The sequence below is a fragment of the Clostridium algoriphilum genome (assembly GCF_020443705.1).
In the GTDB taxonomy this organism is placed as follows: domain Bacteria; phylum Bacillota; class Clostridia; order Clostridiales; family Clostridiaceae; genus Clostridium_AD; species Clostridium_AD algoriphilum.
Genome location: NZ_JAIZZK010000005.1, coordinates 58,847 through 72,769, shown reverse-complemented (window position 1 = coordinate 72,769; position 13,923 = coordinate 58,847). Strand labels below are relative to the sequence as shown.

The following is a 13,923-nucleotide window of genomic DNA, read 5'->3' as shown; positions in this document are numbered from 1 at the left end:
ATGGAGGGATATTACATGAATACAGGAATGACTGAAAAAGATTTAATGCAGGATTTGCTTGCTACTGAGAAACAATCTATTACAGCGTACAGTACAGGGATAACCGAATCTTCTTGCGCAAATTTAAGAAACGTATTAATTGATAATTTTAAAAATAATCAAAATATACAATATATGATATTTGATGCTATGAAACAAAAGGGCTGGTATCCTACAAAAGATGCTGCAGATAACGAAGTGCAACAATTAAAAAATGAAGCTAACCAACTAATGAATGAATTAAGATAATTATCTTTATTATATTAAAAAACCTCTAACATATAAATATGTTAGAGGTTTTTTATGTACTTATAAAATTATATTTAATACATTTTACATTTCTAGTTAATAATATTTAAATTTCCATAAATTCTTTATATATATCGGATTTATTCTTAATTTTGTTTTGATTATGTCCACTGAAAGCTATGACTAAAAATATAACTCCTATAATTAAATACATTCCGTGAATTCCAATAGCATACTTTCCTCCTATTGATGAAAAAAACGAAGAAACCGAAAGTGCCATAAGGTTATTTACGAAATGTGAAAACACACTTAAATAAATTGATCCTGATTTTAAATATATAAATCCAAGAACAAGTCCTAGAAAAAATGCATTTATACCTTGAGGAATATTTATATGCACTATTGCAAACAATAATGCAGATACTACAATTGCTATATTAGGATTAATTTTTTTAGCCATTCCTCTTAACAATATTCCTCTGAAAATAATTTCTTCATATATAGGTGCTACAATCATAACACTAAATATAGATATAATTGACGAAACACGAAACTCATTAAATCCTTCATTGATAATATTTGGTATAGATATTGAACCTATCCACAAAGTTAAACTGTTATCAAATATTATACGAAAGGCTATAACCATAAGTGTTGCATTGAGAAAACTTGCAAGATTTAAGTAATATCTAGGTTTTTGTTCAATTTCTTTATTGCTAAGCCATTTAAGTAAAATGATAACAACATAATATTTAACCAATACACCAAAAACAAAAATTACATAGGGGAGTGCTTTTTCATATTTCCCAGAGAATAAATCTGTAATCTCTTCTGGTACTTGACCAAATACTTCCAATAAAATTGATAGAAACATTACAAATAGAGCTTTAACAATTCCCATTTTTTTAATATTTGTGCTTCCATTTTCTAAGTTTTCTAAGAATTCCATTTAATCACACTTTCTATTTATATTTATACGCATATACGTATTATTTATACCCTATGCTTTCCACTTAAACTACATATTTCTATTTTAATCAATGTAGTTTTTACCTTAGCTTTATCTATATATATCCGTCCCTCTTCTATAAATTCAGGACTATATTTTCTTATAAACTCCATTAGAGGCTTATCTTTTTCTTCGTCCTTTAGAAATGTTGTGCGTCCAAATACTATGACACTTTCATACTCTGTACTAAATTCATCTTGTAAAATCTTTGTTTTACCAACGACTGTAAAACTAACCTTATTGTTTAGAATAATATTATCTAGTTTAGTTCCGACTCTTGCGCAATGTAAATATATTTTTCTGTCTATAAGCACATAACTTAATGGTACTCCATAAGGTTGATTTTCCTCTGTGCAGGTAGCAAATATACCATATTCGCTCGTTGCTAAAAGTTCAAGGGCTTCCACCTCACTCATTTGCCTTTCAACTCTTCTCATTGATTTCATTACATCTTCACTTCACTTTCTCATATCGTATTTCTAAGTGTAACATACATTTTATACATTATTATATTAACTTAATGCAAATTTTTCTATAGATAACATCTATTACTATCCAATTAAATTAGTTTTTAACACAAAAAAATCTGTGTCTCTTATATTGGAAAACCCAATACTTAGAAACACAGATTAATACTCGATTATTTATTTTCCTATAAATTCTTGAGTCCAATAAATAGCTCCGCTTTTATCTTTTGCTATTCCAACTCCTATTTCAGTAAAATCCTTACTTAAAATATTAGCTTTGTGCCCTGGAGAATTCATCCAAGAACTCATTACTGAAGATGCGGTTTGTTGACCCATTGCAATGTTCTCACCAGCTGCTGTATATGTAATACCGAAGTGTTTCATCATATCAAAAGGTGAGCCATAAGTTGGTGATGTATGATCGAAATAGTTTTTATCTACCATATCCTGCGACTTAGTTCTAGCTACACTCGCAAGCTGTGAATTATCTTTTAAAGAAGCTAGTCCTTGTTTTGCTCTTTCCTTATTAACTAATGTTACTACTTCTTTTTCTAATTTGTTATTTGCTGTCGTAGCTGGTGCAGTTGTTGCCTTGGTAGGCACTGCTTTTGTAGCTGCCGTCTTTGTAGGTGTCGCTTTTGCAGGTGCTGCTTTTGTAGGTGTCGCCTTTGTAGGTGTCGCTTTTGCAGGTGTTGCCTTGCAAGGAGTATTTACCTGAGATTTAACAACTAAACAATCTGAAGCTTTAACCCCATACTTAGCGCATATCTGTTGTATACTTTCTCCTGCCTTAATTGTGCAATTAGTGGTGTTAACATCTTGAGCATACACCGTTGAACCTATTCCTGTTGTTGCTAAAATACCTAAAGTTAATATTAGTGTTCTTAAATTTTTCTTCATCTTTTGTACCTCACCTTCCTAATTTTAATATACAAAGTAAGTTTTTCTCTTTGTATACCCATACTATCATCTAAGTGAGGTATTCGCATCTTTTATTCATGGTTATTTTGTAATATTATGTCGTAATTGCTCATATTTGTACTTATTCTGTCGTTTTTGTTTTACTAAACCCTTTGTATCTTATTTCTTACTATTTTAAATTAAGCTTGGCAAAAGCATCTGCCATAGCAGAATTTATAGGTTCATCCTTCTTATTCTGCTGATTCAAAAATCTACTAACATCTTTTTTATTTAAAGCACTTTTTTCTGATTCACGGCGTTTGTTAAAGGCTGAAAGCTTTTCTCTATAACCGCAACCACAAACGAATATTTTATTGTCCCCGTCGCCTCTAATCTCCATTTTCTTATGACAAGTAGGACAACGTGCATTAGAAATTTGTGATACACCCTTACGATATCCACATTCCCTATCTGGGCATACGAGCATCTTCCCTCTTTTGCCGTTAACTTCAAGGAGATATTTACTACACTCAGGACATTTAACTCTTGTAGCGTTGTCATGCTTATATATTTCACTTGAAGCTACAACGTTCTTCACAAGCTTCACTGCATATTCCCTCATACTTTTTACGAAATTCATAGAATTAGCTTTTCCTTTGCTTATAAGTTGAAGCTGCTTTTCCCATTTAGCGGTAAGTTCAGGCGATTTTAATTCCTCAGGAACTAAACCTATTAGCTGTATTCCTTTTGAGGTCGGAAAAATTTCTTTACCTCTTCTCTCCATATAAAAGATGTTGAATAATTTTTCAATAACATCTGCTCTTGTTGCTGGTGTTCCAAGTCCTGAAGTATTATCCAAAGCTTCTCGAAGACTTTCATCCTGGATATCTTTTCCTGGATGTTCCATAGCTGTAAGTAATGTTGCTTCATTATATCTAGCAGGTGGCTTTGTTTTCTCATTTACAGATTTAACTAAAGTAAGTTTAACTTCTTCACCTTTATTTATCGGTGGTAGAGATTGATCTTTGTCTTCATTTTCATTAGAACTACTTATTTCTTTCCAGCCCTTTGACTTAACTATTTTTCCTTTTGCAGAAAAAGTTTCACCCTTAGCCTTTATTTTCACAGTAGTTTGCTCATACTCAAACGCTGGACTTAGAACTTCTAAAAATCTTTTTACAACTAAGTCATAAATGCTTTTTTCTTCTTTGTTAAGGCTTGATAAATCTACATGCTGCTCTGTTGGAATTATAGCATGATGATCTGATACCTTGCTATTATCCACAAGTCTACTTGTAGTGTGTATTCTACCTTTTATTATGCTTCTAGCCGCTTTCTCATATGGTCCTATCGCTATACTCTTTAACCTATCCATGAGCGTTGCTACAATATCTGTAGTAATATGCCTAGAGTCTGTTCTTGGATAAGATAATATCTTATGATTTTCATATAATTTCTGCATTATATTAAGAGTTTGTTTTGCTGAAAATCCAAATTTTCTATTTGCATCTCTTTGAAGCTCAGTTAAATCATACGCAAGTGGAGGCAATTCTTTTTTAGATGCTTTATTTAGCTCTACGACGGTGCCCATTTGATTGTTTACTTTAGCTGCGACTTCTTCTGCCTTTTGCTTGTCAAATGTACGTGAGTCTCCGTTTTTACTTGCCCAATGAACTGTAAAACCATTTACCTTACCATTTACTGTCCAGTAATCCTTTGGAATGAATTTTTTTATTTCATTTTCTCTATCAACAATAAGTGCTAAAGTAGGTGTCTGGACCCTTCCAGCCGACAATTGAGCATTATATTTACAAGTTAATGCCCTAGTTACGTTTAGTCCTATTAACCAATCTGCTTCTGCTCTTGATTGCGCTGCCCAAAATAAGTTTTCATAATCTTTTCCAGGTTTAAGATTTGCAAATCCGTCCTTTATTGCTTTCTCAGTTTGAGAGGAGATCCATAACCTCTTAATAGGCTTTCTAAATCCTGCCTTTTGAATGATCCAACGCGCAACTAGCTCTCCCTCACGCCCCGAATCTGTTGCAATAACAAGCTCATCTACATCAGCTCTTTTAAGAAGTTCGCGCACAATCTTATATTGCTTAGAAGTTTCCTTAATAACTACCAGTTTTAAATCTTTAGGTAACATAGGGAGATCTTCCATTTTCCAGCTTTTATATTTTTGATCATAGTCTTCTGGGCCAGCTAGTGTTACAAGATGTCCAAGTGCCCAAGTCACAATATACTTTGCCCCCATTAAGTATCCATTTCCACCTTGAGTGCAATTTAAGACTTTTGCTAATTCACGTCCAACTGACGGTTTTTCTGCAAGCACTAATATTTTTCCCATTCATAAAACTTCCTCTCATATATTAAATAATTTACTGAGATTTACCCAGTTCTATTTATTTATTTTTATTAAAAAATTATAATACCAGTAGATGTAAATATCTAAAATATATAATATTGTAACTATACTTATTATAAACCACTTTATATGTAATGTTCAATTTTTGTTGTTAAAGACATAGCAATGGAGATGTTTTTTATTGTCATAAATGATATACTACATAATATATATTATTTAAATTCATAATATATATTATTTAAATTCATAATATACATTATTAAAATCCATAATATAATAATATAAGTTTAGAGGTAATTAAATGAATTATATAGTATTTGATTTAGAATTTAACCAAGGATATAATTTTTCAAAAGAAACTAAAAATACAATAAACCCTAAATGTCCTTTTGAAATAATTCAAATAGGAGCTGTAAAACTAAATAATAATTTAGAAACAATAGGAACTCTTGATATTTTAGTAAAACCTCAAATATATCCTGCTCTTAACCCTTTTGTAAAAGAACTTACTGGCATAACAATGGATGAATTAGATAAAGGTAAATCTTTAAAAGAAATGTATGAAAATTTCTCAAAATTCATTGAAGCTGATAAAAACGTACTATGCGTATGGGGAGTAGCCGATATAAAAGAACTATTTAGGAATATTGAATACTATGAATTAGATGCCACCATAGTTCCTACAGAATTCATTAACATTCAGTCCTATGCATCAAATGCACTCAACTGCAAAAAAGGAATTAATATCGGGCTGAGTAATGCAACCGAGTTACTAGAAGTACCTATTGAAAATAAGTTCCATAATGCTTTAAATGATGCTTATTATACTGCAGAAGTATTTAAGAAAATTTACAACGCAGATATTAAAACTAGCATATATAATCATGATAAACGTCCATTGTTAGAGAGATCTAAAACTCAAAATTACAAAATAGACTTTCACAACTTAACAAAACAATTTGAAAAAATGTTTGAGCGCGAAATGACTGTTGATGAAAAATCAATAATTAAACTAGCATACATTATGGGTAAAACAAACCAGTTTCAAATTAATATTGTTTCTGATCCGAAATTAAAAAAATAAAGATCAGTATAGCGCTATTTCCTATACTGATCTTTATAAATTTTATTATTTATTAGTTTTCTGTTTCTTCATTTAATTTAACATCTTCTACATTAGCATTTTTATTCTCTAGATTAGCTTTTCTATTGTCTAATGTATTAAGATTTATAGGATGAGTAACCATGTCTTCAGTTGTACCCATTATAAATCTATTTAAATAAATTTTTCCTTCAGGAGTATTTGCTACAGCATAAGGTTCCATGTCTTTCTTAAATAGGACCCATGTATAACCATTGTTGACTACTCTATTTACATCTTCTTTATCAATTATTGTTCTTGATTTCTCTTTACCATATCTGTCTCTTAATATTACAGCAACAGAATCTTCATCTAATGCTTCATAACTATTCTTTGTGTTTTGATCATATACTTCTAAGTTGGATTTTCTATTATCTAGAGTATCTCCATTAATATGTCTTACAGGTGCTTTTGGATGAACATCTAATATAAATGATTGCAAACTTTGCTTTCTTCTATATTTCTTTTCTTCGATATAATAACTACCTAGATTTTGTGCTAAGAAATTATTAAAATCCTTATTCCACTCTGCAAACCAACGACCTTTTTCGAGTACCCTTTGTAAATCCTCAGTATCTATTTTACAATCAATGGTTGTGCCATCTTTTTTAACTATTTTTAAAAATGTAATTTCTTCTAGCGTCTGATATTTGTTTAATTTAACTTCAACTTTAGTAGTTTCTGTTTTAATTTCTGTTTTGTTTTCATTTCCGTTTTTTATGATAGGACACCTCTTTCTTCTAATTAGGCATCTTAAAAAAATAACCAGTCAGCATACTAGCCTATTTTTTTCATGCCTTATAAGGGATTTTAAATTATATATAACTTCAATATTCCCTAATTTTTTATTAACAACTCAATTTTCTCTAGAACACACATGTTTATTTTACTACATTATTTTCATTATACCACATTCATAGAAGTAATAGCGCTTAATTCTAAATAAATCTTAATATTATTTATTTAAACAATATTAAAATCTGAATTATAGATATTTTCTTTTCATTATGGTTAAACTTCTTAGTAGATACATTAAGGAGGAGATATAATGTCAAAGATTAACTGCGGTGTTGCAAATTGCTCCCATAACAATGATAACACATGTTTTGCTAACATAATTAATGTAGGTGGAAAAAGCGCAAAAAAAAATGATGACACTTGTTGTGCTACATTTATGGATGTTAAACTTTATAGCAAACTTACAAATAACATTAATGATAAAGGTAATGAATGTAATGCAATTACCTGTAACGTAGGTACTTGCACCTATAACGCTGACAACCTTTGTAATGCTGAATCTATAGATGTTAATGGTGATTCAGTTAATCTCTATACAGAAACCGACTGCTGTACTTTCAAACCAGATAAACAGTAGGTTTTATAAAAGTAACCTCTTAGTATCTATACTAAGAGGTTACTTTTATCTATTTTTCAAAATATCTATCTAATAGTCCTTTAAAGGCTCTTCCATGTCTTGCTTCATCTTTGCACATTTCATGTACTGTATCATGAATAGCATCAAGATTTTTCGCTTTTGCAAGGTCTGCAAGCTTTTTCTTTCCAGCGCATGCTCCATACTCTGCCTCAACCCGTGCCTTTAAATTTTCCTGAGTATTAGGCTTTACCACTTCGCCCAAAATCTCTGCAAATCTAGATGCATGATTTGCTTCTTCAAATGCAATTCTTTTATATGCTTCGCCAATTTCTGGGAAGCCTTCTCTATCTGCCTGCCTAGACATAGCAAGGTACATACCAACTTCTGTGCATTCGCCTATAAAATTAGCTCTTAAGTCATCAATAATCTCACTATCAATATCTGCTGTAACACCAACTTTATGTTCATCTGCCCATATTAAATTATCTTTTACCTCATTAAATTTACTTGAATCAGCCTTGCAAATCGGGCATACTTTCGGTGGCTGTTCTCCTTCGTGTATATATCCACATACGGTGCACACAAATCTTTTCATTTATAATCCTCCTAGGAAACATACTTTAATCAATATAGTATTTTCCTTTTTTATATATTTTAGTCAAAGATTATAAAATTAATTTTAGTAGGTTTATAACCAACATATTCGGTCTAGAGATTACTTAATTCACTTACCTCGATCTCGGTAAGGTATCTCCACGATCCAACATCTATCCCACTTATTTTTATATTAATAATTCTAGTTCGTTCAAGGCTTATAACTGTATATCCAAAAGCCTTTGCCATTCTGCGAATTTGTTTATTTAGTCCTTGGGTTAAAATAATACGAAAAGTATCATTACTAACCATAATGACTTTGCAAGGTCTAGTCATAACTGCGCAAACTTGAACACCTTCAGACATTCCTTTAATAAAAAAGTCATCAAAAGGCTTATTCACAGTTACTATATACTCTTTCTCATGTTCATTTTTAGACTCTAGAATATTATTCGCCAATTCACCATCATTCGTCATTAATATTAATCCCTTAGAATTTTTATCCAATCTACCAACCGGGAAAATATACCCCGGGAAATTTATAAAATCAATTATATTGCTTTCTACTGACTTTTCTGCAGTACAAGTAATACCCGCTGGTTTATTTAGTGCAATATAAATCTTATCTCTCGCCTTAATATTATCATTATCAAGGAGAATATTATCCTCTACTTCTACCCACTGTCCAGGCAAGCAAAGTTTTCCATTTACTATTATCCTGTTTTCCTCTACAAGTCTATTAACATCAGTTCTTGAACAAATACCATAATTGCTAAAAAGTTTATTTATTCTCATAATAAATCTTTATCCTTTCACTACTCACCTAAAATATAAATTCCATTCCAATTATTATACCGAATGCATTTGCATTTTAAACCATGTTATAAACGTTATACTTTATATTACTATAACATCTTTCTATAAAAAATAACCCATAAGCAATCTGCTCATGAGTTATTTTTTGATATATGTTGAAATTTTACAAACATTAATTGGTTTGTTCTTCCATCTTATCAATGACGATTTGGGTAAACTCGCGAGTTCCAGTGTTGCCACCTAAATCACAAGTTAAATGTTTTCCATCTTTTAAAACAGCTTCCACGGCTTTCTCTATTTTATCTGCCGCATCTACTTCTCCTATATATCTTAGCATCATTACGCTAGATAGAATACAGGCAGTTGGGTTTGCTATGTTCTGCCCGGCTATATCTGGAGCCGATCCATGAGCCGGCTCAAAAACTGCACCTTCTTCTCCAATATTTGCACCTGGAACTAGTCCTAGACCTCCAACTAGACCCGCTGCCATATCAGAGAGTATATCTCCATACAGGTTAGGCATAACAAGCACATCATATTTTTCTGGATTCATTACAAGCTTCATACTCATAGCATCAACTATAACATCTCCAAAAGCTATATCTTTATATTTACTTGCTACGTTTCTTGCACATCTTAAAAATAGTCCATCAGAAAGCTTCATAATATTTGCTTTGTGAACAGCTATAACTTCTTTTCTATTTTGTTCTTTTGCTAATTTAAAAGCATATTCTACTATTCTATCACTAGCTTTTTTGCTTATTATCTTTATGCTCTCAGCAATATCCTCTGTAATCATATGCTCTATACCTGCATATAAATCCTCACTGTTTTCTCTAACTATTATTAAGTCTACATCTCCAAACCTTGATGGAACACCTTCATGTGTTTTTATCGGCCTTATATTAGCATATAGATCTAATTCCTGTCTTAATGTAACATTAACACTTTTAAACCCCGTACCAACAGGTGTAGTTACAGGTCCTTTAAGTGCAACTTTATTCTTTTTAATGCTTTCTAAAACGTAGGAAGGAATAGGAGTGTTAAACTCCTCTATAACTTCCGCACCCATACGTACTGTTTCCCAGTTAATTTCTACTCCACTTTTTTCTAATATCTTAACGGCAGCTGATGTTACTTCTGGTCCTATTCCATCACCGGGTATAAGTGTTATATTATGCTTCATAGTTTTAAACCCCTCCTTTTCTCTTGTTTTTCATAAGGTTTATTAATCCGCCGTGTATAAGCATATCTTTTTCTCTTTGCGTTACTTCAGGTAAAGTTATGTACTCAGACCCTTTTGTTATATTTTTTACAATAACTACGCCTTTTTTAATCTGCTCAGCAGCATCTTCAATAACTAATTCATCCATCATATCTATATTTTCATAATCTTTAACATCTTTAAATACCAATGGTATTATAGCATTATTAATTAAATTAGCCTTATGAATTCTAGCAAATGATTTTGTAAGAACGAATTTAATACCTAAGTAAAGCGGTGCAAGTGCTGCATGTTCTCTACTTGATCCTTGACCATAGTTTGAACCTGCTACTATAATTCCACCATCATATTTTTTAGCCTTAGCTGGAAATTCTGCATCGCTAGGTGTTAAACAAAACTCTGCAAGGTATGGGATATTAGATCTAAATGGAAGTAATTTAGCATTAGATGGCATTATATCATCCGTTGTAATATTATCCTCTAATTTAGTTAGAACTTTACCTTCCACATTTCCTATTAACTCTTTTGCTTTAGGGAATGGCTTTATATTAGGGCCTCTTTTTACCACTATATCTTTGCCGTCTTCAGCTGGGCTTATTATTAAATTATCATTAATCAAGAATTCTTCTGGCATTGGTACAATAATTGCCTCACCGAGTTCTCTTGGGTCTGTTATATGTCCTGTAAGTGCCGATGCAACTGCAACTTCTGGACTTACAATATAAACATTCGCAGAAACCGTTCCAGATCTTCCTTTAAAGTTTCTATTAAATGTTCTAAGTGATACTGCACCTGTTGAAGGAGCTTGACCCATTCCTATACATGGACCACATGCACTTTCGAGTATTCTTGCACCCGCATCAATCATATCTCCAAGTCCACCGTTTTTAGACAACATATTTAAAACTTGCTTTGAACCCGGCGCAATAGCAAGTGACATATCCTCGGGTATAGTTTTACCTAAGAGCACTTTTGAAACTTTCATCATATCAACATAAGATGAATTAGTGCAACTTCCTATTAACACTTGGTCTACCTTTATATCCTTTAAAGATGATACAAGAACTACCTTATCTGGACTATGAGGACAAGCAACAAGAGGCTCTATTTTACTTAAATCTATTTCAACTGTCTCATCGTATACTGCTCCATCGTCTGCTTTAAGCTCTACAAAATCTTTTTCTCTATCCTGAGCTTTTAAAAACTTATGCGTTATCTCGTCACTAGGAAACAATGAAGTGGTAGCTCCAAGCTCTGCACCCATATTTGTTATAGTTGCTCTATCTGGTACGCTTAGAGTTTTTAGTCCATCACCTGCATATTCAAATATTTTGTTGACTCCACCCTTAACTGTTAAACGTCTTAATACTTCAAGTATTATATCCTTAGCTGCAACCCAAGGGCTAAGCTTTCCTGTTAAATTAACCTTAACAATTTTAGGCATTGTTATATAATATTCTCCACCACCCATTGCAACAGCAACATCTAGTCCTCCTGCACCTATAGCAAGCATTCCTATTCCTCCACCAGTGGGGGTATGACTGTCCGATCCAAGTAAAGTTTCTCCTGGAACACCAAATCTTTCTAAATGAACCTGATGACATATCCCATTACCTGGTTTAGAAAAATATATGCCATGTTTTTTTGCAACAGTCTGTATATATAAATGATCATCTGCATTTTCAGGACCAGTTTGTAAAATATTGTGGTCTATATATGCAACAGATTTCTTAGTTTCAACTTTATCAATCCCCATAGCTTCAAATTGAAGATACGCCATTGTACCTGTAGAATCTTGAGTTAAGGTTTGATCTATCTTAATAGCTATCTCTCTATCAGTAATCATTTCGCCCTTAACTAAATGTGCTTTAATTATTTTTTGCGCAACAGTATATGCCATGATATCCCTCCATTTTTTATATATAAATAGAACTTACAATATCTAACCTATATCAACAAGCTTCCGTGTCTTGTCCTTTTACACTTAACTGTGGAATGATCTTCTTTGCAATTAATTCTAGTTCTTCACTTTTCATTACAGTTGTTCTTCCTGTCTCATATTGCTCATCTACCAAATCTTTCATAATATTAATTCTTTTATCTTTTTTATCTATCTTATCTATATCCTTTAATCTAAAATAAGTATTAACCCATGCTGCTATACCTGCATGCCCTGAATGTTCATTAACTGCAACAACTATTGGCCTACCTAATATTTTTTCAGTATCAAAAATATTATATATTTCTTCATCTTTTAATATTCCATCTGCATGTATACCCGCTCTCGTAACATTAAATTCACTACCTACAAATGGTGTTTTAGGTGGAATACTATATTTAAACTCGCCTTCAAAGTATTCACCAATTTCACTTATTAGCTTAAGATTCATGTTTTTTACATTCCCTCTTAATTGACCATACTCTATAATCATAGCTTCAAGTGGACAATTACCTGTTCTCTCACCAATACCAAAAAGTGAAGTATTTATAGCAGAGCATCCATGAAGCCATGCTGTTGTAGCGTTTGGAACTACATTATAAAAATCATTATGTCCATGCCACTCAAGATATTCTGAAGGGACTCCACCATAAACTATCAATCCATTTATAATATGTTGTACACTCCTTGGTAGCTCTGTCCCTGAGTATGGTAATCCAAGTCCTAATGTATCACAGGCTCTAATCTTTACCTTAATACCAGATTTTTTGGAAATTTCCATAAGTCTTTGTACTAGTGGAATTACAAATCCAAAAAAATCAGCCCTAGTTATATCTTCTAGATGACATCTTGGAGCTATACCATTTTCTATAGCCTCTTCCACCAGTGATACATATAAATCCATAGCCTCTTGCCTTGTTTTATTGAGTTTTTTGAATATATGATAATCAGAACACGACATAAGCATTCCGGTTTCCTTAAGTCCCATATCCTTAACCAACTTAAAATCTTCTTTGTTTGCTCTTATCCAAGAAGTTACCTCTGGAAATTTATATCCTCTTTCTAAACACTTCTTGACAGCATTTCTATCCTTCTCAGTATATAGAAAAAATTCAGTTTGTCTAATTATACCAGAATTATTGTCAAGTCTATGTAGATAGTCAAATATTTTAACTATCTGCTTTTCAGTATAGGTATCCATAGACTGTTGCCCATCTCTAAATGTAGTATCCGTAATCCAAATATCCTCAGGTATAGACATTGGAATCTGTTCCTTACCAAAAACGATCTTAGGAATTTCTGAGTATGGGAATATATCTTTAAACAACTTAGGATGTTCTACATTTTTCAACCTAAATTTACTTATTGCCCTTTTAGGATTATTATTATTTGTTGATTGAACGTCTTTCATTTCTTATTTTCCCCCTTTTCCCCCTTATTTGCATCTTTAGCTGCTGCATATAATTCCAAACTTTATGACTCTTATCCATATTTAAATTTCAATTTAATGCTAATTATATAGCTTTTAAATAGTTTTGTAAAGATATATTGCAATCTCGTAGTGTATACCCATCATTTTTCTTAATAATATTTTACATGGAAAATAAACCTATTAACAGTTCACTTATTCATACTTTAATATGAGATTATTGCTATATCATTCTTTAAACCACTAGCCTTGGTATGCTCCTTGTATTTATCACTTAATTTTTTCTGATTTAATTTTATCTACAATCTTTGTTTTATGTATTCTATGTCCTAAGTTTACATGACATAAATAAGCCCCACCTATGGGTGGAAC

General features: G+C 31.9%; 13 protein-coding genes. 3 read left to right on the top strand and 10 right to left on the bottom strand.

All coding sequences use genetic code 11. The annotated features are described in order from the left end of the window. Positions 1-15: 15 nt before the first annotated feature. Positions 16-288 carry a spore coat protein gene (locus tag LGK95_RS06290; protein WP_226123345.1) on the top strand — a complete coding sequence of 91 codons (273 nt, stop codon included), beginning with the start codon at positions 16-18 and terminating at the stop codon, positions 286-288. A gap of 106 nt (positions 289-394) precedes the next feature. On the opposite strand, the gene LGK95_RS06285 is transcribed toward LGK95_RS06290, so the two are convergent. The 4 genes from LGK95_RS06285 to LGK95_RS06270 form a co-directional block, all read right to left on the bottom strand. Further along, entirely contained in the window at positions 395-1,237 is an 843-nt protein-coding gene (locus LGK95_RS06285) for a CPBP family intramembrane glutamic endopeptidase (protein ID WP_226123343.1), read from the bottom strand. 44 nt (positions 1,238-1,281) lie between these two features. Continuing rightward, positions 1,282-1,734: a pyridoxamine 5'-phosphate oxidase family protein gene (locus tag LGK95_RS06280; protein WP_226123341.1), complete on the bottom strand. Its 453-nt coding sequence runs from the start codon at positions 1,732-1,734 to the stop codon at positions 1,282-1,284. A 207-nt stretch (positions 1,735-1,941) separates the two neighbouring features. Further along, positions 1,942-2,664, bottom strand: coding sequence for a CAP domain-containing protein (locus LGK95_RS06275; protein ID WP_226123339.1), 723 nt, complete (start codon positions 2,662-2,664; stop codon positions 1,942-1,944). 190 nt (positions 2,665-2,854) lie between these two features. Next, positions 2,855-5,014 (bottom strand): DNA topoisomerase III, encoded by a 2,160-nt coding sequence (locus LGK95_RS06270; RefSeq protein ID WP_226123338.1) that lies wholly within the window; start codon positions 5,012-5,014, stop codon positions 2,855-2,857. A gap of 319 nt (positions 5,015-5,333) precedes the next feature. Between LGK95_RS06270 and LGK95_RS06265 the strand changes: the two genes are divergently transcribed. After that, a complete protein-coding gene (locus LGK95_RS06265; RefSeq protein WP_226123336.1) occupies positions 5,334-6,116 on the top strand; it encodes a 3'-5' exonuclease in 783 nt (260 codons plus the stop codon). Positions 6,117-6,168: 52 nt separating this feature from the next. Here the strand turns inward: LGK95_RS06265 and LGK95_RS06260 are convergent, their stop codons facing one another. Next, a complete protein-coding gene (locus LGK95_RS06260) occupies positions 6,169-6,615 on the bottom strand; it encodes a hypothetical protein (RefSeq protein WP_226123334.1) in 447 nt (148 codons plus the stop codon). Between the two features lie 606 nt (positions 6,616-7,221). On the opposite strand from LGK95_RS06260, the gene LGK95_RS06255 reads away from it, so the two are divergent. Beyond that, on the top strand, positions 7,222-7,548 hold the full coding sequence (locus tag LGK95_RS06255) for a DUF1540 domain-containing protein (RefSeq protein ID WP_226123332.1): 327 nt from the start codon (positions 7,222-7,224) through the stop codon (positions 7,546-7,548). A 49-nt stretch (positions 7,549-7,597) separates the two neighbouring features. Here the strand turns inward: LGK95_RS06255 and LGK95_RS06250 are convergent, their stop codons facing one another. The 5 genes from LGK95_RS06250 to LGK95_RS06230 form a co-directional block, all read right to left on the bottom strand. Beyond that, positions 7,598-8,143 carry an NADH peroxidase gene (locus LGK95_RS06250; RefSeq protein ID WP_226123329.1) on the bottom strand — a complete coding sequence of 182 codons (546 nt, stop codon included), beginning with the start codon at positions 8,141-8,143 and terminating at the stop codon, positions 7,598-7,600. Positions 8,144-8,256: 113 nt separating this feature from the next. Beyond that, positions 8,257-8,937 carry a pseudouridine synthase gene (locus tag LGK95_RS06245; RefSeq protein ID WP_226123327.1) on the bottom strand — a complete coding sequence of 227 codons (681 nt, stop codon included), beginning with the start codon at positions 8,935-8,937 and terminating at the stop codon, positions 8,257-8,259. 193 nt (positions 8,938-9,130) lie between these two features. After that, the gene (locus LGK95_RS06240) at positions 9,131-10,144 is read right to left on the bottom strand and encodes an isocitrate/isopropylmalate dehydrogenase family protein (RefSeq protein ID WP_226123325.1); all 1,014 of its coding nucleotides are present in this window, start codon (positions 10,142-10,144) and stop codon (positions 9,131-9,133) included. A 4-nt stretch (positions 10,145-10,148) separates the two neighbouring features. Then, positions 10,149-12,083, bottom strand: a complete 1,935-nt coding sequence (locus tag LGK95_RS06235; RefSeq protein ID WP_226123323.1) for an aconitate hydratase — start codon at positions 12,081-12,083, stop codon at positions 10,149-10,151. 52 nt (positions 12,084-12,135) lie between these two features. Next, positions 12,136-13,533 (bottom strand): beta/alpha barrel domain-containing protein, encoded by a 1,398-nt coding sequence (locus LGK95_RS06230; RefSeq protein ID WP_226123322.1) that lies wholly within the window; start codon positions 13,531-13,533, stop codon positions 12,136-12,138. Positions 13,534-13,923 lie beyond the last annotated feature (390 nt).

Excerpts from the sequence above, each read along its gene's own strand:
- LGK95_RS06250 (WP_226123329.1), bottom strand. The coding sequence starts at position 8,143 with ATGAAAAGATTTGTGTGCACCGTATGTGGATATATACACGAAGGAGAA.
- LGK95_RS06265 (WP_226123336.1), top strand. The coding sequence starts at position 5,334 with ATGAATTATATAGTATTTGATTTAGAATTTAACCAAGGATATAATTTT.
- LGK95_RS06230 (WP_226123322.1), bottom strand. The coding sequence starts at position 13,533 with ATGAAAGACGTTCAATCAACAAATAATAATAATCCTAAAAGGGCAATA.
- LGK95_RS06270 (WP_226123338.1), bottom strand. The coding sequence starts at position 5,014 with ATGGGAAAAATATTAGTGCTTGCAGAAAAACCGTCAGTTGGACGTGAA.
- LGK95_RS06290 (WP_226123345.1), top strand. The coding sequence starts at position 16 with ATGAATACAGGAATGACTGAAAAAGATTTAATGCAGGATTTGCTTGCT.
- LGK95_RS06235 (WP_226123323.1), bottom strand. The coding sequence starts at position 12,083 with ATGGCATATACTGTTGCGCAAAAAATAATTAAAGCACATTTAGTTAAG.
- LGK95_RS06275 (WP_226123339.1), bottom strand. The coding sequence starts at position 2,664 with ATGAAGAAAAATTTAAGAACACTAATATTAACTTTAGGTATTTTAGCA.
- LGK95_RS06280 (WP_226123341.1), bottom strand. The coding sequence starts at position 1,734 with ATGAGAAGAGTTGAAAGGCAAATGAGTGAGGTGGAAGCCCTTGAACTT.
- LGK95_RS06245 (WP_226123327.1), bottom strand. The coding sequence starts at position 8,937 with ATGAGAATAAATAAACTTTTTAGCAATTATGGTATTTGTTCAAGAACT.
- LGK95_RS06285 (WP_226123343.1), bottom strand. The coding sequence starts at position 1,237 with ATGGAATTCTTAGAAAACTTAGAAAATGGAAGCACAAATATTAAAAAA.
- LGK95_RS06240 (WP_226123325.1), bottom strand. The coding sequence starts at position 10,144 with ATGAAGCATAATATAACACTTATACCCGGTGATGGAATAGGACCAGAA.
- LGK95_RS06255 (WP_226123332.1), top strand. The coding sequence starts at position 7,222 with ATGTCAAAGATTAACTGCGGTGTTGCAAATTGCTCCCATAACAATGAT.